The sequence below is a fragment of the Nocardiopsis camelliae genome (assembly GCF_028993595.1).
GTDB classification, from domain to species: Bacteria; Actinomycetota; Actinomycetes; order Streptosporangiales; family Streptosporangiaceae; genus Nocardiopsis; species Nocardiopsis dassonvillei.
This window is the reverse complement of record NZ_CP118614.1, coordinates 220424-239243: the sequence shown is the minus strand read 5'-3', so window position 1 is coordinate 239243 and position 18820 is coordinate 220424. Positions and strand designations below refer to the sequence as shown.

At 67.6% G+C, this 18820-nt stretch carries 9 protein-coding genes, 3 rRNA genes and 1 pseudogene; 3 read left to right on the top strand and 10 right to left on the bottom strand.

Features of this window, described 5'->3' with window-relative positions:
- Positions 1–18: 18 nt before the first annotated feature.
- Positions 19–798 (top strand): Rv1486c family protein, encoded by a 780-nt coding sequence (locus PV789_RS01160; RefSeq protein WP_274975771.1) that lies wholly within the window; start codon positions 19–21, stop codon positions 796–798.
- Between the two features lie 8 nt (positions 799–806).
- Here PV789_RS01160 and PV789_RS01155 read toward each other — a convergent pair whose 3' ends face one another.
- A complete protein-coding gene (locus PV789_RS01155) occupies positions 807–2390 on the bottom strand; it encodes a serine hydrolase domain-containing protein (protein WP_274975770.1) in 1584 nt (527 codons plus the stop codon).
- A gap of 366 nt (positions 2391–2756) precedes the next feature.
- On the opposite strand from PV789_RS01155, the gene PV789_RS01150 reads away from it, so the two are divergent.
- A complete protein-coding gene (locus PV789_RS01150; protein WP_248772997.1) occupies positions 2757–3410 on the top strand; it encodes a DUF1707 SHOCT-like domain-containing protein in 654 nt (217 codons plus the stop codon).
- Between the two features lie 101 nt (positions 3411–3511).
- Positions 3512–4771: a phosphoserine phosphatase SerB gene (serB, locus tag PV789_RS01145; protein ID WP_274975769.1), complete on the top strand. Its 1260-nt coding sequence runs from the start codon at positions 3512–3514 to the stop codon at positions 4769–4771.
- Between the two features lie 294 nt (positions 4772–5065).
- On the opposite strand, the gene rrf is transcribed toward serB, so the two are convergent.
- The 9 genes and pseudogenes from rrf to acs all read right to left on the bottom strand — a co-directional run bounded on the left by rrf (position 5066) and on the right by acs (position 18717).
- A 5S ribosomal RNA gene (gene rrf / locus PV789_RS01140) occupies positions 5066–5181 on the bottom strand.
- A gap of 104 nt (positions 5182–5285) precedes the next feature.
- Positions 5286–8383: ribosomal RNA gene (locus PV789_RS01135) — 23S ribosomal RNA — on the bottom strand.
- Positions 8384–8725: 342 nt separating this feature from the next.
- A 16S ribosomal RNA gene (locus PV789_RS01130) occupies positions 8726–10258 on the bottom strand.
- The 16S, 23S and 5S rRNA genes sit together here, the layout of an rRNA operon.
- Positions 10259–10828: 570 nt before the next feature.
- Positions 10829–11302, bottom strand: a complete 474-nt coding sequence (locus PV789_RS01125) for a SixA phosphatase family protein (RefSeq protein ID WP_274975768.1) — start codon at positions 11300–11302, stop codon at positions 10829–10831.
- 200 nt (positions 11303–11502) lie between these two features.
- Entirely contained in the window at positions 11503–13923 is a 2421-nt protein-coding gene (locus tag PV789_RS01120) for a sodium-translocating pyrophosphatase (RefSeq protein ID WP_274975767.1), read from the bottom strand.
- A 608-nt stretch (positions 13924–14531) separates the two neighbouring features.
- Positions 14532–15065 carry a DUF309 domain-containing protein gene (locus PV789_RS01115; RefSeq protein ID WP_274978013.1) on the bottom strand — a complete coding sequence of 178 codons (534 nt, stop codon included), beginning with the start codon at positions 15063–15065 and terminating at the stop codon, positions 14532–14534.
- 96 nt (positions 15066–15161) lie between these two features.
- Positions 15162–15911 (bottom strand): annotated as a pseudogene (locus PV789_RS01110) (alpha/beta fold hydrolase); the annotation flags it as partial.
- A 114-nt stretch (positions 15912–16025) separates the two neighbouring features.
- Positions 16026–16502 (bottom strand): phage holin family protein, encoded by a 477-nt coding sequence (locus PV789_RS01105; RefSeq protein WP_047867802.1) that lies wholly within the window; start codon positions 16500–16502, stop codon positions 16026–16028.
- Between the two features lie 244 nt (positions 16503–16746).
- Complete coding sequence (gene acs / locus PV789_RS01100) at positions 16747–18717, bottom strand: acetate--CoA ligase (RefSeq protein WP_047867803.1); 1971 nt, start codon at positions 18715–18717, stop codon at positions 16747–16749.
- Positions 18718–18820: the final 103 nt, after the last annotated feature.

Below are 18820 nucleotides of genomic sequence, written 5' to 3'. Positions count from 1 at the left end.
CCGCCCTACCCTGAAGCAATGCATCTCTCGTCCGCACCACTCGTCGCCTGGGGCAACGCCTGGCTGGCCGGACACGTCGGCCTCGACGAGGCCGTCGACGCCGTCGAGCGGCGCGGTGGTCCCAACCTGATCGGGACAGTACCGGCAGTGGACCTGCCCTTCGACAGCGGCGTACCGCTGCGAACCGCACTGACACGGCTGCGCGGCCTGGGGCTGTCCGCCTTCCGGTTGGCCCTGCCCACCTGGGGCGATCCCCTCGGGCTCGTGGGCCCCAAGGAACTCAACCAGGCCGCCGTCGAGGCGCGGGAGGGGGTGCTGGTGCGGCTCGCCGACCGGCAGGTGGGCCTGGTGCCCTCCGCCGACCGGCGTGGTTCATCCTATGTGGGCGTTTCGTGGACACCGTATCCGGCGAACGACGCACTGCCGCAGGTACCCGGCCTGGCCGAGGCGGAACAGGCGCTGAAGCTCGCCCTCATCGAGGCCGCCCGGGCCATGGAGGGCGTGGACGACGTCGCCCCGTTCGCACCGGACGTGCACCGCCGGCTGGGCGAACTGGGCGGCGGCGCGCCCTCGCTGGCGCGCGGGTACCCGGCCCGGGCGCACCGGGTGGCGGAGCAGGCGGCACGGCTGGCCGGGGTGGTGGAGCTGGCCGAGCCGTCCTCGGGGCGGGGACTGACCGCCCACCAGGCCACGGCCCGCTCCGAGGGGCTGCGCAGGCTCGACGCGGCGGTGCGCAGGGCCCTGGTGGCCGCGCACGGCGCGATCGACCCGTCCGACCGGGGTGTGCCGGGGCGCTGAGCGGCCGCTCAGCCCGACGCGCGCTCCGCGCCCCCTCCGGCGGCGCGGCGCACCGACACCAGACGGACGACGCGGACCGAGGCGACCGCCGCGCAGGCCGGGGCGAGTATGACAAGGGCCACCCAGAAGGACGTGAAGAGGTAGGGCACCTGGAACCACGCCACGTCCCTGCCCCGGTAGAGCCACCCGACCACCTCGTGCAGGAACGCCAGCAGCAGCGGCGGCGCGGCGTAGGGCAGCAGGCGCGCCGCCGGGGCCCACCACGGGCGGCCCTCGCGCGCACGGGCCCAGTCGCCCGCGCGCCGGACGCCGCGCCAGGCCAGCGGCACGGCGGCGGCGCCCAGGGCGAGCAGGACGGCGTCCGCGGCCAGCACCACCGTGCCCGTCGGCGGCGCGGGCGCCCGCCCGGAGTCGATCAGCTCCACGAGCGCGGCGGCCAGGCCGGAGGCTCCGCTGCCCGCCGACCCGCTGTTGGCCATGACCGCCACACCGTGGCCGCTGTCGGGCAGCAGCGCCTGGTGCGCGGTGGCGGTCATCAGGTTGCCGCTGTGCTCGACCACAGGCGCCCCCGAACCGGTCTCGTCCGTCGACCACCCCAGGGCGTAGGAGCCTCCGGAGATCGGCGAGGGGGTGTGCAGGGCCTCGATCCCCTCCTCGGACAGGACCCGGTCGCCGCCGGGGCCGCGGCCGCCGTTGTTGTGCGCGACGAGCCACGCGCCCATGTCCGCGGCGGTGCTGAGGACTCCGCCCGAGCCGTTGCCGAACCCGGGGGGTTCGTCCGCCGGGACCGGGAGGCCGAGCACGCTGATGTGGCCGCGCGCGCCGGGCGGGAGGTCGAGGTCGGTGTCGACGGTGGTGGTGTCGTCCATCCCCAGCGGCGAGAGGACCCGCTCGTCCAGGTGGTCGGCGAAGGACCGCCCGCTGACCACCTCGACCAGGCGGGCGGCGACCTGGAAGTTGGGGTTGTGGTACTCCCAGCGCGTGCCGGGTTCGGCGGCCAGGCCCGCGTCTCGCAGGTCCTCGACGGACTGGCGCAGGGTGAGGGTGCTCCTGCCCCGGCTGTAGGAGGCGAACTCGGAGTCGGACATGCCGGAGGTCTGGTCGAGCAGCTGGCGGACGGTGATCCGTGCCGCGCGGGGGTCGGCCATCGTGAACCCGGGCAGGTGCTCCCGCACCGGGTCGGCCAGGCCGAGCTCTCCAGCCTCGGCCAGCTGGAGGACCGCCAGCGCGGTGAAGGACTTGCTCACCGAGGCCACGGCCATGGGCGTGCGCTCGGTGACGGGCTCCCCGCCGGGGGTGGTGCCGTACCCCTCCGCGTGGACGACCTCCGTGCCGTGGGTCAGGACCACCGCCGCGCCGGGAAGACCGGTGGCCTCCCGGTACTCCTCCACGAGGGCGTCGACCGCGGCGGGGGCCGGGGTCCGGGAGGGGCCGGCGGAGGCGTGGGCCGCGTGCGGGAGCAGCAGCGCGGCGGCCCCCAGGAGGCCGAGGACCCGGAGGAGGCGGTGTCCGCCGCGTGGCCCCGGGCATGGAGCCTGTACCGGGTGTGGATCTGGGCGGGGGCGGGCGCGGGCGCATGGGTCCGGAGTCATGCGGCCACGCTAGGGAGGACGGCGGGGCGCCCTCCATGGTGCGGGCCCCGGAACCGTCCTACGGCCCCCGCCACCGCGGCCCTGCGGCGCGCACCACCCCGGGGCCGCGCGCCCGGTCCCGGCAGGCGGGCCGCCGGCCCCGGATTCGGCCGGGCGCGGAGGCGTTGGAGGGGGCGGGCGGGGGTTGTTCCGCGTGGGCTCGCGGGCCACTCTGGAGGGGGATGGGAACACCCTGGGACGGGGAGCGGAATTCTCGGGGTCGGGCCAGGGGCGTTACCTGATCCCGTGGAGGCGGAGAATGCCGATACTGGACGTGTGGCAGGCCGGACCCCCGGCCCCACGGAAGGAACGAGGAGACCCGTCATCATGCAGCCCGAGCACATCCGAGCCTCCGACGCGGACCGGGACAAGGTTGCCGAGCGGCTGCGCGAGGCCCTGGCCGAGGGCCGCCTGACCCCGGTCGAGCACGAGGAGCGGCTGGAGACCCTCTACCGGGCCAAGACCATGGGCGAGCTCGGCCCCATCGTGGAGGACCTGCCCGTGCCCGGCCACGGGTACGACTACGCGTCGATGGAACGGCGTTCCGACGCGCCCAGCGGTATGGAGATCCTGGGCAGCGAGGCGCGCGACCTTGCCGGGCAGAGCAAGGGTTCGGAGAATTTGGTCGCGGTGTTCGGCGGCTGCGAGCGCAAGGGCCGCTGGCTGGTCGAGCCGCGCACGAACGTGTCCGTGCTGTGCGGCGGGGTGGAACTGGACCTGCGCGAGGCGGTGCTCAGCCAGCACGAGGTGACCATCCAGGTCGCGGTGATCATGGGCGGGGTGGACATCGTCGTGCCCCACGGGGTCAGGGTGATCAACAACACGTCCGGGATCCTGGGCGGCGCCGATCTGCACGGAACGGACCAGCTCACCGACCCGAACGCCCCGGTCGTCCGTCTGACGGGAACCTGCATGCTGGGCGGGGTGGACGTCAAGGCCAAGGGCCCCAAGCGAAAGAAGAAGAGTCGGAAGGACAGGTGACGTACGTCGCGCCTCCAGCTGTCCACATAGTGAACTAGCTGGGAAAAGGGTCAGCCCTGCGCGACGCCCCTCCGATGCGGCCGAGTACCGTGGACACCGCCATGAATGAGAAATCCACGCTGTTGGTGACGGTGACCGGCCACGACCGTCCGGGCATCAGTGCTCGTCTTCTGAGCACCCTCTCCGTCTTTCCGGTGACCATCGCCGACCTGGAACAGGTGGTCCTGGCGGGCCGCCTCGTGCTGGGCGCGGTCCTGGAGGTTGACGAGCGGGTGGCTCCCGGTGTGAGTCCCTCACGGGTCTTCGAGGAGGTCCGCAACGCGCTCGACAAGACCGCCATCGACCTCGACATGGAGGTCGGCTGCGGCAAGGGCGGCGGGAAGGACAACGGCCGTGTGAAGGCGGTCGTCCACGACCGGCTGCACGTGACCGTCCTGGCCGATCCGCTGCGTCCCGGCGCCCTGGGCGCCCTCACGTCGTGCGTCGCGCGCGCGGGCGCGAACATCGACCGCATCGAGCGGCTGTCCAGCTTCCCGGTGACGTCCGTGGAGATGGAGATCTCCGGCGGGGACGTCGACCAGCTGCGCGCCGAGCTCGCCATGGAGGGGTCCACCCAGGGGGTGGACGTGGCCGTGCAGCCCAGCGGCCTGCACAGGCGGGCCAAGCACCTCATCGTCATGGACGTGGACTCCACGCTGATCCAGGGCGAGGTCATCGAGCTGCTGGCCGCGCACGCCGGATGCGCGGACGAGGTCGCCCGGGTCACCGAGGAGGCCATGCGCGGCGAGCTGGACTTCGAGGAGTCGCTGCGCCGCCGGGTGATGCTGCTGAAGGGCCTGGACGCCTCCGCCATTCCCAAGGTGTGCGAGGAGATCCAGCTGACTCCGGGCGCCAGGACGCTGGTGCGCACCCTGAAGCGCCTGGGTTACGAGTGCGGGATCGTCAGCGGTGGCTTCACGCAGTTCACGGACGTGCTCGTGGAGCGCCTCGGGTTGGACTACGCCGCCGCGAACACCCTGGAGGTCGTCGACGGCAAGCTCACCGGCGAACTGGTCGGGCCGATCATCGACCGCAAGGGCAAGGCGACCACCCTGGAGCGGTTCGCCGCGGAGGCCGGTGTGCCCCTGGAGCAGACCGTGGCCGTGGGCGACGGCGCGAACGACCTGGACATGCTGCAGGCGGCGGGGCTGGGCGTGGCGTTCAACGCCAAGCCGGTCGTGCGGCAGCAGGCCGACACCTCGGTGAACGTGCCCTACCTGGACACGATCGCTTTCATCCTCGGGATCACCCGGGAGGAGATCGAGGCCGCGGACATGCGGGGGCAGATCGAGCCGGTGTCGAGTGCGGTGCCGCACGACTGACGTCCCCGCCCGGCTCCCTGGAACCACCAGGCCCCGTTCCCGAGTGGGAGCGGGGCCTTTGTCCACAGCACGCAACAGGCCCTGGCACCGACACGCCCGCATCCGGTTGACTGGAAACAAGGGGGCCCACCCAGGCACCCACACCCCCGCACACCCACCCCAACGTTCACAAACGCACAAACCCCCACACAAAAAAAAGGGGCGGACCCGCCCTAACAGGCACCCCACCCCCACACAAAAAAAGAGAGGCAGGGCCACCCCTAACAGGCAACCCCACCCCTCCTTCAAGAAAAACCGTGGCAGCGACCTACTCTCCCACCCCACCACAGGGCAGTACCATCAGCGCAAAGAGACTTAACGACCGGGTTCGGAAAGAGACCGGGTGTGACCCTCCAGCAATAACCACCACGGAAACCACACACCACCCACCCAACTCCACCCACCCCCACAGGGCAGGGAATCACAGTGAGCAGTAAACTCCGTGAAAAGTGTGCGCGAACATCCAATTATCTGCAGCGGACAAGCCCTCGGCCTATTAGTACCGGTCAGCTCCACCCCTCACAAGGCTTCCACACCCGGCCTATCAACCCCATCGTCTATAGGGAGCCTTACCCCCTCAAGGAGGCAGGAGACCTCATCTCGAAGCAAGCTTCCCGCTTAGATGCTTTCAGCGGTTATCCCTCCCGAACGTAGCCAACCAGCCATGCCCTTGGCAGGACAACTGGCACACCAGAGGTTCGTCCGTCCCGGTCCTCTCGTACTAGGGACAGCCCTTCTCAAGTCTCCAACGCGCACAGCGGATAGGGACCGAACTGTCTCACGACGTTCTAAACCCAGCTCGCGTGCCGCTTTAATGGGCGAACAGCCCAACCCTTGGGACCAACTCCAGCCCCAGGATGCGACGAGCCGACATCGAGGTGCCAAACCATCCCGTCGATATGGACTCTTGGGGAAGATCAGCCTGTTATCCCCGGGGTACCTTTTAGCCGTTGAGCGACACCGCTTCCACACGCCGGTGCCGGATCACTAGTCCCAGCTTTCGCTCCTGCTCGACACGTCCGTCTCACAGTCAAGCTCCCTTGTGCACTTACACTCAACACCTGATTACCAACCAGGCTGAGGGAACCTTTGGGCGCCTCCGTTACTCTTTGGGAGGCAACCGCCCCAGTTAAACTACCCACCAGACACTGTCCCCGAACCGGATCACGGTCCAAAGTTAGATGCCCGAAACAGTCAGAGTGGTATTTCACCAACGCCTCCACCGCCACTAGCGTGACAGCTTCACCGGCTCCCACCTATCCTACACAAACCATCCCAAACACCAATGTCAAGCTATAGTGAAGGTCCCGGGGTCTTTCCGTCCTGCTGCGCGAAACGAGCATCTTTACTCGTAGTGCAATTTCACCGGGCCCATGGTTGAGACAGTGGGGAAGTCGTTACGCCATTCGTGCAGGTCGGAACTTACCCGACAAGGAATTTCGCTACCTTAGGATGGTTATAGTTACCACCGCCGTTTACTGGCGCTTAGATTCCCAGCTTCGCAGGGGCGAACCCCCACTAACCAGTCCTCTTAACGTTCCAGCACCGGGCAGGCGTCAGTCCGTATACAGCGTCTTACGACTTCGCACGGACCTGTGTTTTTAATAAACAGTCGCTTCCCCCCGCTATCTGCGACCCCACCCAGCTCAGGATGCAAGATCCGTCACCAGACAGGGCTCCCCTTCTCCCAAAGTTACGGGGACAATTTGCCGAGTTCCTTAACCATGGTTCACCCGAACGCCTCGGTATTCTCTACCTGACCACCTGCGTCGGTTTAGGGTACTGGCCACACACGAACTCGCTAGAGGCTTTTCTCGACAGCATGGGATCACTCACTTCACCAAAAACGGCTCGGCATCACGTCTCAGCTCACATGAGAGGCGGATTTGCCAACCTCTCAGCCTACACGCTTACCCCCGGACAACCACCGCCGGGTAGAGCTACCCTCCTGCGTCACCCCATCACTTACCTACTACAAGCTCGGTTCCCAGACCAGTAAGTCAAAGCTCCCCGAAGGGACCCAAGACCACCAGCGTGGTTAGCATCACCTGATTCAGTACTGGACGCTCGTGCACGGGTACGGGAATATCAACCCGTTATCCATCGACTACGCCTGTCGGCCTCGCCTTAGGTCCAGACTCACCCTGGGCGGATTAACCTGCCCCAGGAACCCTTAGTCAATCGGCGGCAACGTTTCTCACGTTGCTTTCGCTACTCATGCCTGCATTCTCACTCGCACGCCCTCCACCACACGATCACTCGGCAGCTTCACCGGACGCACGACGCTCCCCTACCAACCCAAGAAACTAGTCTTGAGCTTCACAGCTTCGGCGGTGTGCTTTAGCCCCGCTACATTATCGGCGCAGAACCACTTGACCAGTGAGCTATTACGCACTCTTTAAAGGATGGCTGCTTCTAAGCCAACCTCCTGGTTGTCTCAGCAACTCCACAACCTTTCCCACTTAGCACACGCTTAGGGGCCTTAGCTGATGATCTGGGCTGTTTCCCTCTCGACTACGAAGCTTATCCCCCGCAGTCTCACTGCCACGCTTCACTTAACCGGCATTCGGAGTTTGTCTGACGTCAGTAACCTTGTCGGGCCCATCAGCCAAACAGTAGCTCTACCTCCAGCAAGAAACACGCGACGCTGCACCTAAATGCATTTCGGGGAGAACCAGCTATCACGGAGTTTGATTGGCCTTTCACCCCTACCCACACCTCATCCCCCAGGTTTTCAACCCTGGTGGGTTCGGGCCTCCACGAGGTCTTACCCCCGCTTCACCCTGGACATGGGTAGATCACTCCGCTTCGGGTCCACAGCATGCGACTCAAATCGCCCTATTCAGACTCGGTTTCCCTACGGCTACCCCACCCGGGTTAACCTCGCCACACACCATGACTCGCAGGCTCATTCTTCAAAAGGCACGCCATCACCAAACACGAAGTTCAGCTCTGACGGCTTGACAGCACACGGTTTCAGGTACTATTTCACGACCCCTCACCGGGGCACTTTTCACCTTTCCCTCACGGTACTAGTGCACTATCGGTCACCAGGACGTATTTTGGCTTAGCAGGTGGTCCTGCCAGATTCACACGGACTTTCACGGGCTCCGCGCTACTCGGGAATACATCCAACACCTAGGTTCTTCCTACACCTACGGGACTCTCACCCACTCCGGTACCGCTTCCCAACGGCTTCAGCTACAAGAACCACTCAGCGCTCCAGGTCGGCAGACCCAGACAGACGCATCCCACAACCCCGCAAACGCAACGACTGCCGTCTATCACACGCCTACGGTTTAGCCTCTTCCCCGTTCGCTCACCACTACTAGGAGAATCACTGTTGTTTACTCTTCCTACGGGTACTGAGATGTTTCACTTCCCCGCGTCACCACCAACCACCCTATACATTCAGATGGCGGCAACCCGACACAACTCGGGCTAGGTTTCCCCATTCGGACACCCACGGATCACAGCTCGGTTGACAGCTCCCCGTGGCCTATCGCGGCCTCCCACGTCCTTCATCGGCGCCTGGTGCCAAGGCATCCACCGTGTGCCACTATCACTTGGCCACTACAGATAATAAGATGCTCGCGCACACTATTCACAAATCAAAACACCAACCGCATACCCCAACACCACTCACATCCTCAGCCACAACGGCAAGGAACCGAGAGTTCTCAGAGGCGGTCCGCGGGAACCAACACCCGACCAGGCCCAAAGGCCACCAGCCGGAGGTTGTTTCCTCAGACACCCAACAGCGCGCCCCCGGACGCTTCTAGTCGCCCGAGGTCAAGTTCGATTCATCTTCAGCCACTCCCGAACAGCCCACACCCGAAGATGTGTCATGCTGCCGGGTCCACTTTCGAGTCCGGCCGGCTGTAGAAGTAATGCCGGCCTGTAAAGACTCCTTAGAAAGGAGGTGATCCAGCCGCACCTTCCGGTACGGCTACCTTGTTACGACTTCGTCCCAATCGCCAGCCCCACCTTCACTCACTCCCTCCCACAAGGGGTTAGGCCGCAAGTTTCGGGTGTTGCCGACTTTCATGACGTGACGGGCGGTGTGTACAAGGCCCGGGAACGTATTCACCGCGGCGTTGCTGATCCGCGATTACTAGCGACTCCACCTTCATGGGGTCGAGTTGCAGACCCCAATCCGAACTGAGACCGGCTTTTAGGGATTCGCTCCACCTTACGGTATCGCACGCCCATTGTACCGGCCATTGTAGCATGTTTGCAGCCCAAGACATAAGGGGCATGATGACTTGACGTCATCCCCACCTTCCTCCGAGTTGACCCCGGCAGTCTCCCATGAGTCCCCACCATTACGTGCTGGCAACATGGAACAAGGGTTGCGCTCGTTGCGGGACTTAACCCAACATCTCACGACACGAGCTGACGACAGCCATGCACCACCTGTCACCCGCCAACTAAATGACCTCACATCTCTGCGAGTCCACGGGTGATGTCAAACCTTGGTAAGGTTCTTCGCGTTGCGTCGAATTAAGCAACATGCTCCGCCGCTTGTGCGGGCCCCCGTCAATTCCTTTGAGTTTTAGCCTTGCGGCCGTACTCCCCAGGCGGGGCGCTTAATGCGTTAGCTACGGCGCGGAAACCGTGGAAAGTCCCCACACCTAGCGCCCAACGTTTACGGCATGGACTACCAGGGTATCTAATCCTGTTCGCTCCCCATGCTTTCGCTCCTCAGCGTCAGGTAAGGCCCAGAGACCCGCCTTCGCCACCGGTGTTCCTCCTGATATCTGCGCATTTCACCGCTACACCAGGAATTCCAGTCTCCCCTACCTACCTCTAGCATGCCCGTATCCACTGCAGAACCGGAGTTAAGCCCCGGTCTTTCACAGCAGACGCGACACGCCGCCTACGAGCTCTTTACGCCCAATAATTCCGGACAACGCTCGGACCCTACGTATTACCGCGGCTGCTGGCACGTAGTTAGCCGGTCCTTATTCCCCACCTACCGTCAACCCGAAGAGAACTTCGAGCCTGCGTTGGTGGTAAAAGAGGTTTACAACCCGAAGGCCGTCATCCCCCACGCGGCGTCGCTGCGTCAGGCTTTCGCCCATTGCGCAATATTCCCCACTGCTGCCTCCCGCAGGAGTCTGGGCCGTGTCTCAGTCCCAGTGTGGCCGGTCGCCCTCTCAGGCCGGCTACCCGTAATCGCCTTGGTAGGCCGTTACCCCACCAACAAGCTGATAGGCCGCGAGCCCATCCCTGACCGAAAAACTTTCCACCCTCCACCATGAGGTGGCGGGTCGTATCCGGTATTAGACGGCGTTTCCACCGCTTATCCCGGAGTCAGGGGCAGGTTGCTCACGTGTTACTCACCCGTTCGCCGCTCGTGTACCCCGAAGGGCCTTACCGCTCGACTTGCATGTGTTAAGCACGCCGCCAGCGTTCGTCCTGAGCCAGGATCAAACTCTCCATAAAGGTCACTCAACCCGACCCGGCCGTGAGGCCTGGGCGGGTAAACCTAGAAGTAATCCTGACCAACCGGGTTACCCCGGCTAATCAAAGGAACCTCCGCACACGAACCGGAATGGTTCTGTGTGACGGGGCCAAAACAAACATGGCTTAAAGAAAATCAAACACGCGCTGTTGAGTTCTCAAGAAACAACCGCTCTTCGTGTACAAGCTGCTGTGAGCTTTTCCGCCGAAGGCGTTGTGCGTTTCCGCTTTGTTGTGTCTTTACTTTATCAGGTGTTCCGCGCCCCGCCAAATCGGCGGTTTGTGGTGTTTCTGATCGGGGTAAAGCCCGTTTCCTGTTTCGCTATCCGTGTTTCCTTGGAAGCGCCCTCCGAGCTTACCCGCACCGAAGCAGTGCTCGGAACGGTGATTCGGAGGAAGAAGGGGTATCCGGCACGCCCGCAGAATCGCGTTCGTTTCGCTCGGAAGGGTGTCGCAACCCCTCTCGGCTTTGGGCCGTTCGGAGGCGACTCGGAGTACATTACCCGCGGCCCGGGGGTCTGGCAACTCGAAGCCTGCGTGTCCTGGGTCACACTAGTTCAGCAGTGTGCCGGAACCGGTTCCCGGGGCCGCGTAGAGCCACTCCACCTCCAGCTCGACGGCCGCGACCGTGGCCGGCGGGTAGGCGGCCGGGCTCCCCAGGAAGGCACCGGCCAGCTGGGCCACCGTCGGGTTGTGTGCGACGACCAGGACCGTCCCCGCGTCGGGATCCACCTGGTTCACCAGCTCCAGGAGCGTGTCCACCCCCGCCGAGTACGCCGCCTCGGAGTAGTCCACCTCCGGGCGGACCCCCGGTTCCATGGCCCCGAGCACACCGTCCAGCGTCTGCCGTGTCCGCCTGGCCGCGGAGCAGATGACGTGGTCGGGCACGTACCCCCGCTCGGCGAGCAGACGGCCGACCGCCTCGGCCTGGCTCCGGCCCCGGTCGGTGAGACCGCGTTCGAAGTCCTCGAAGCCGTTCTCGGCCTGGGCGTGCCGCATCAGCAGCAGCCGCCGCACGCCGCTCACGGGGACACCGCCGTCGCGACGACGGAGAGGGCCGCGATGAACGCCACCATGACACCCACGATGACGAACAGTCCCTTCATCCCGGACACCGGGAACCACCCCTTCGCTCGCTCGGCTGTGTTCCCAGGTTAGGCCCCGCCCGAACACGGGCGCGGCCGCCCGGGGGATACCCGGGCGGCCGCGGAGGTCGGTGCTTCCTCCTACTTCCCCTCTCCGGCGCGGGCCTCCTCCTTGCGGTCGTCGGCGCCGTCGGCGGTGTCCTCTCCGACACCGCCGTCCCCGGCCGCGGAGATCCCGCCCTCCGGCGCGGCTCCTCCGCCGGTCTCCGGGGCGCCCTTGGGCGCGGACCGGCCGCCGGTCTCGGCGAGGTCGGTCTCGGTGCCTCCCCCGCGGCGCTTGGACCACAGGATCGCGCCGACGAGCACGGCGACGGCCGCCACCGCGATCCCCGCCCGCAGGACGACGTTGTCGGCGTAGATCACCACGCTGGGCGCCACGATCAGGGCGACGAGGTTCATCACCTTGAGCAGGGGGTTGATGGCGGGGCCCGCGGTGTCCTTGAAGGGGTCGCCGACCGTGTCGCCGATGACCGTGGCGGCGTGGGCCTCCGAGCCCTTGCCGCCGTGGTGGCCGTCCTCGACGAGCTTCTTGGCGTTGTCCCAGGCGCCGCCCGAGTTGGAGAGGAAGACGGCCATGAGCACACCCGCGGCGATGGCGCCGCCCAGGAACGCGCCCAGCGGGGCGTAGCCGAGGGCGAAGCCGACCGCGATCGGCGCGAGGACGGCCAGCAGGCCCGGGGTGACCAGCTCCCGCAGCGAGTCCTTGGTGCAGATGTCGACCACGCGCGCGTACTCGGGCTTCTCCGTGCCGTCCATGATCCCCGGGCGGGTGCGGAACTGGTCGCGCACCTCCATGACCACGCGGCCCGCCGCCCGTCCGACCGCCATGATGGCGAGTCCGGAGAAGAAGAACACCACGCTGGCGCCGATGATGACGCCGACGAGCACGTCGGGCTGGTCCAGTGAGAGCGAGAAGGCCTCGTCGGCGTCGCCGAGCTGCGCCTGCACGGAGGTGCGGAAGGCGCCGAAGAGCGCGGTCGCGGCCAGGACCGCGGTCGCGATCGCGATGCCCTTGGTGATGGCCTTGGTGGTGTTGCCGACGGCGTCGAGCCCGGTGAGGATCTCCGCGCCCGGGCCCTCCACGTCGCCGGACATCTCCGCGATGCCCTGGGCGTTGTCGGAGACGGGACCGAAGGTGTCCATCGCCACGATGATGCCGACGGTGGTGAGCAGGCCGGTTCCGGCGAGGGCGACGGCGAACAGGCTCAGGGTGATGGAGCCGCCTCCGAGCAGGAAGGCGGCGTAGACGGCTCCGGCGATGAGGAGGGCGGAGTAGACGGCCGACTCCAGGCCGACGGAGATGCCGGAGAGGATGACGGTCGCCGCGCCGGTCTCGGAGCTGTCGCCGATCTCGCGGACGGGGCGCCGGTCGGTCTCGGTGAAGTAGCCGGTGAGCAGTTGGATGGCGGTGGCGAGCACGAGGCCGATGAGGACCGCCGCGACCGCGAGGATCCTCGGGTCCGGGTTGGTCCCGGCCTCCTCGATCTCGGCCAGGACCTGCGGGCTGACTCCGGAGAGCTGGTCGAAGCTGGAGGGCAGGTACCAGAAGGCGGTGCCGACGACGAGCACGGCGGAGATCGCCGCGGAGATGAAGAACCCGCGGTTGATCGCCGACATCGCCGTCTTGTCCCTGGCGCGGGGGGCGACCAGGAAGATGCCGACGATGGCGGTGAGCACGCCGATCATGGGGACGAGGAGCGGGAAGACGAGTCCCTCGGTGCCGAAGGCGACGCGGCCGAGGATCAGCGAGGCGACGAGCACGACCGCGTAGGACTCGAACAGGTCCGCGGCCATGCCGGCGCAGTCGCCCACGTTGTCGCCGACGTTGTCGGCGATGGTGGCCGCGTTGCGGGGGTCGTCCTCGGGGATGCCCTGCTCGACCTTGCCGACGAGGTCGGCGCCGACGTCGGCGGCCTTGGTGAAGATGCCGCCGCCCACGCGCATGAACATGGCGAGGAGCGCCGCGCCGAAGCCGAAGCCCTCCAGGACGATGGGGGCGTCGCCCCGGTAGAGGAGGACGACGACGGCCGCCCCGAACAGGCCGAGGCCGACGGTGATCATGCCCGCCACGCCGCCGGTGCGGAAGGCGATGCGCATGGCGGTGCGGTTGGAGGCGTCGTCACCTCCGCGGGCGGCCGCGGCGACCCGGACGTTGCCGCGCACGGCGAGCCACATGCCGATGAAGCCGGTCGCCGCCGACAGCAGGGCGCCGAGGGCGAAGAAGACCGACCGGCCGATCGCGATGGCCCACGAGTCGGCGGGGAGCAGGAGCAGCAGGAGCGGGATGAGGACGACGAAGACCGCGAGGGTGCGGAACTGCCGTTTGAGGTAGGCCGCCGCTCCTTCCTGCACCGCGAGCGCGATGCCGCGCATTCGCTCTGTGCCCTGCCCTGCGGCGAGGACCTCACGTACCAGCACGCCCGCGACGGCGAGTGCCAGAAGGGCCACCACCATGACGATGATGACGAGGGTGAAGTCGGTGCCTGCCAGTGATAGGGCCATGCCGCCTTCAGCGGCGAGGTTGAGCCCAGACAATCCGTCCTCCTTGAGACGGGCACGACCTTTTCGGCCCCGTCCACGGGAGAACGCGCGGAACGGCTCGCCCTGTGGGCGCCGGTCCTCTCGGTCGTGGACGTACCGCCGTCCGGAAGGAGCCTGAGCTGGCTCGACGGCACGCTTGGCGGGGTCGAAGCGGTGCCACCTTTGGTTGTGGTGCGTACCGCCCGTGCCGCGTGTTCACGGGCGGTGATCCGGGGAGTCTACGCACGGCGACAAAGAAAGGTGAGAGCCGAGCCCGCCATTCCTCAAGAAAATCCGAAGATGTGATCTTCCGGTGATCTCAGGAAAAGGATAAATGTCTTTTTCGGTGATATGCAGCTTATATAACATCTCATAATGCTGTAATGCGATGTTAACGCTAAAGCGCGCATAAGCCCACAAAAAGGGAATGGGCCCCGCAGGCCACACGGACCTCACTGTTCACAGGAGGCGCTGGTGCCACGGGGCCCTCCGAGGGGCCCGCCGCCGGTCCGCGGCGGAAGTCGCGGGCGGGTGCGCCTGCGCCCGCCCGTCCTCCGGCCGCGCCGGCCGGAGGACGGGTTGTTCGGCGGCTACCCGCCGAGCAGACGCATCCCCGAAGGGTCGATCCCGTCACCCGAACGGGCGCGCCCGGCGTCGAGGTCGTCGGCCAGGGCGCGGGCGAACGCCGCCACCCCCGACACGTCCACCCCGTGGGGGGCTTCCGGTCCGAACGGCTCCACGCGGTCCGCGCCCCGCCTCAGCAGTCGTGCCGCGCCGATCATGTTGCCGCGCTGCGCGTGGGTGACCCCCACCGCCGTCTGGGCGAGGCCGCGCCACAGCTCCCGCTCGGGTTCGGGCGCGGACTTCCACACTGCTTCGAGGACTTCGTGGGCGGTGAAAGCGTATCCGCCGTCGAGCAGCCGCTGGGCCTCCTCCAGGCCTTCCTCCGCGGAGAACTCGGCGTCGTCGGGTACCCGCTCCACCTCGCCCCTGCTCCCGTGCGGCATCGGGCGCCCGTACCGGTCCCGGGGGCGCTGGTTCTGCGCCTGGCCGGTCTCGTTGCGGTCCCGCCCGCCTCCGCGGCCCCCGGACTCCCGGTGCCCGTCCGCGGTCTCCGTCGCCATCAGTTCCCCACCGCCGTTCCCCCTCGCCTGCGAGGACTCCGTCCGCCTTCCCGCCGAGACCTCCGCGAGCCACTCGACGAGCGCGCGGGAGACCTCCTCCGGCCGTTCCTCGTGCGGGAAGTGTCCCGCGCCGTGGACCTGCCTCCAACGGTAGGCCCCCGCCACCAGGCCCCGTGAGGCGCGTGCCGGTCCGGGCGGGCACACCGGGTCCAGGGACCCGTGGAGCTGGAGGACGGGGACGCGTACGGGAGCACGGCGCATCCGCGCGTTGTAGCGGAGTCCGTCCGTGCGCCAGCGCGACCGGAAGATCCAGCGGTGGCTCTCCAGGGAGCAGTGGGAGACCTTGGGGATGGCGAAGGCGCGGCGGTAGTGCTCCTCGGCCTCGGTGTCGGGCCAGCCGGGGCCCGACCACGCCCGGAGCAGGTCGCCCACGCGTTCGCACCCGTCGCTCAGGAGCCGGTGCTCGGGGAGGATCGGCAGTTGCGCCCGGAGCATGTGGCTGACGCCGGGACCGCCGGAGGCCAGGACGCGGGCCGCGCGCAGCGGGTGCGGCGACGACACCGCGGCCAGGGCGCGCACGGTGCCGGGGTGGTAGGCGGTCATCGTCCAGGCGACGAGGCCGCCCAGGCCGTGCCCGACCACGGCCGCGTCCCGCGAGCCGAGGGCGCGGACCAGTCCGGCGGCGTCCTGGGCGAGGGTGACGAGGTCGTAGCCGCGCGGGGTCTTGTCGCTGGCGCCGTAGCCGCGCAGGTCCGCGGCGACCGCGCGGTAACCGGCGTCGGCGAGCGCGGTCAGTTGGGCGCGCCAGGCCCACCAGAACTGGGGGAAGCCGTGGAGGAGGAGCACCAGAGGCCCGTCACCGGCCTCGGCGACGTGGAACCGGGCCCCCGCCGCGCTGACGGTCCTGTGGGTCCAGGGGCCGTCGACGTAGGCGGCCGAGTCGTCCAACAACGCGCGGGCCTACCGGGTCGCGGGAGCGGACGCCTCGGCGGTCTCGACGGCGTTCGAGGGCGGGCGGATGTCGCCGCGCAGGATGCCCGCGAAGCGCGAGGTGGTCAGCGCGGTGCGCTGGAGGCCCTCCCGCTTGCGCAGGGTGGCGATCGCGTACAGCCCGACGGCCGCGGCGAGCAGCAGGTAGACGAGGGTGACGATGCCGAAGCTGGCCCAGCCGGGGAGCCCGGCGACCTCGTACAGGACGAAGGCCCCGGTCACCGAGAGGAGGATGACGAAGATGTGGGCGAGGACCCCGACCACGGCGAAACCGGCGACGCCCTTGCCGATCTTGGCCGCGTCGGCCTTGGCCTCCAGCTTGGCCAGCTTGATCTCCAGGCTGACCAGACGGGAGATGTTGCCCGTGGCGTCTGAGACCAGTTCGCTGATCGAACGGTCGGTGTCCCTGGTGGCGCCAGGTTCACCGGTACCCGGCTTCTCCGCCATCGTGGAGGTTCCCTTCTCTCGGTCCGAACGCACGGATGATCCTCCGCATCCTCGCACATACCCCGTCTCGGACGTCTCTCACGGCACGCACAACGGCGCCGCCGCCTTCGGTCGCACGGGCGGCGGGCGCGGCGGCCACGGGTCCGCGGACCGGAGGGCGCTGGGGAGAAGGGGGACAGCGAACGGCGCCCCGGTCCGGGGCGCCGTTCACCGCTGGACGAGGGGCCCGCGCGGGGCCCTCGGCTCAGTCCTCCCGCTTGGCGGAGGGCAGTTGCTTGGCGATGACCTCCATGATCGAGGAGTCGGTGAGCGTGGAGGTGTCGCCGACGGCCCGGTTCTCGGCGATGTCGCGCAGCAGGCGCCGCATGATCTTGCCCGAGCGGGTCTTGGGCAGCTCGGGCACCGCCAGGAGGCGGGCGGGCTTGGCGATCGGGCCGAGCGAGGTGCCGACGTGGTTGCGCAGCTCCTGGACCAGGTCCTCGGGGACCTCCTCCTCGCCGCCGCGCAGGATCACGAAGCCGACGATGGCCTGGCCGGTGACCTTGTCGGTGGCTCCGACGACCGCGGCCTCCGCCACGCGCGGGTGGGAGACCAGCGCCGACTCGACCTCGGTGGTGGAGATGTTGTGGCCGGAGACGAGCATGACGTCGTCCACGCGGCCCAGCAGCCACAGGTCGCCGTCCGCGTCCTTCTTGGCTCCGTCACCGGGGAAGTACAGGCCCTCGAAGCGCGACCAGTAGGTGTCCTTGTAGCGCTGGGGGTCGCCCCAGATCCCGCGGAGCATGGACGGCCACGGCTCGCGGATGACGATGAAGCCGCCCTCACCGTCGGGGACGGACTCGCCCTGCTCGTCCACGACGTCGGCGACGATGCCGGGGATGGCCCGCATGGCCGCGCCGGGCTTGCCGGAGGTCACGCCCGGCAGGGGGCTGACCATGACGGCACCGGTCTCGGTCTGCCACCAGGTGTCCACGACCGGGGTGCGGTCGCCGCCGATGTTCTTGCGGTACCAGACGTAGGCCTCGGGGTTGATGGGCTCGCCCACCGAGCCGATGACGCGCAGGCTGGACAGGTCGAACTTGGCGGGGATGTCGTCCCCCCACTTCATGAAGGTGCGGATCGCCGTGGGGGCCATGTAGGCGATGGTGACCTTGTACTTCTCGATGATCTCCCAGAAGCGGCCCTTGTGCGGGGTGTCCGGGGTGCCCTCGTACAGGACGGTGGTGGCCGCGTTGGCGAGCGGGCCGTAGACGATGTAGGAGTGGCCGGTGACCCAGCCGATGTCGGCGGCGCACCAGTAGACGTCGGTCTCGGGCTTGAGGTCGAAGACCGCCCAGTGGGTGTAGGCGACCTGGGTGAGGTACCCGCCGGTGGTGTGCAGGATGCCCTTGGGCTTGGCCGTGGTGCCGCTGGTGTACATGATGTACAGCGGGTCCTCGGCGTCGTGCGCCTCGGGCGTGTGCTCGGTGCTCTGGGACTCCACGGCGTCGTGCCACCACACGTCGCGGTCGGTCCACTCGACGTCCTGGCCGGTGCGGCGGACGACGAGGACGTTCTCGACCGCGGGGCGGTCGGCGACGGCGGCGTCCACGGCGGGCTTGAGGGCGCTGGCCTTGCCGCGGCGGTAGCCGCCGTCGGCGGTGACCACGAGCTTGGCCTGGCTGTCGTCGAGGCGCTGGCCCAGGGCGTCCACGGAGAAGCCGCCGAACACGACCATGTGGACGGCGCCGAGCCGGGCGCAGGCGAGCATGGCCACGACGGTCTCGGGGATCATCGGCATGTAGATGGCGACGCGGTCGCCCTTGCGCACGCCGAGTCCGGTCATGGCGTTGGCCGCCTGGGAGACCAGGTCCTTGAGCTCGGCGTAGGTGATGGTGCGGGTGTCGCCGGGCTCGCCCTCCCAGTGGTAGGCGACCCGGTCGCCGAGGCCGTTGGCCACGTGGCGGTCCACGCAGTTGACGGAGGCGTTGATCTTCCCCCCGACGAACCACTTGGCGAAGGGCGGGTTCCACTCCAGGGCGGTGTCCCAGGGCTGTTCCCACTGGAGCCTGCGGGCCTGCTCCTCCCAGAAGCCGAGACGGTCCTCTTCGGCCCTGGCGTAGGCGTCGGCCTTGACGTTGGCGTCGGCGGCGAGCGCCTCCGGGGGAGGGAAGCTGCGCGTCTCGTGGAGAAGGTTGGACAGTGTCTCCTGGCTCGCGGGAGTGCTGTCGGCCACTGTGATTCTCCTTACGTAGGCTGGTTCACACCCAATTAATCATGTGGTGCGACACCCCGTGAACAGCCGGGGTGGCGTCCAGCGGCGGGGAAGGCCGGGCGCG

Bases quoted from the DNA above. Each gene is read 5' to 3' on its own strand.
- PV789_RS01160 (WP_274975771.1), top strand. From the start codon at position 19: ATGCATCTCTCGTCCGCACCACTCGTCGCCTGGGGCAACGCCTGGCTG.
- PV789_RS01120 (WP_274975767.1), bottom strand. From the start codon at position 13,923: ATGGCCCTATCACTGGCAGGCACCGACTTCACCCTCGTCATCATCGTC.
- PV789_RS01155 (WP_274975770.1), bottom strand. From the start codon at position 2,390: ATGACTCCGGACCCATGCGCCCGCGCCCGCCCCCGCCCAGATCCACAC.
- PV789_RS01150 (WP_248772997.1), top strand. From the start codon at position 2,757: ATGCAGCCCGAGCACATCCGAGCCTCCGACGCGGACCGGGACAAGGTT.
- PV789_RS01105 (WP_047867802.1), bottom strand. From the start codon at position 16,502: ATGGCGGAGAAGCCGGGTACCGGTGAACCTGGCGCCACCAGGGACACC.
- serB (WP_274975769.1), top strand. From the start codon at position 3,512: ATGAATGAGAAATCCACGCTGTTGGTGACGGTGACCGGCCACGACCGT.
- PV789_RS01115 (WP_274978013.1), bottom strand. From the start codon at position 15,065: ATGGCGACGGAGACCGCGGACGGGCACCGGGAGTCCGGGGGCCGCGGA.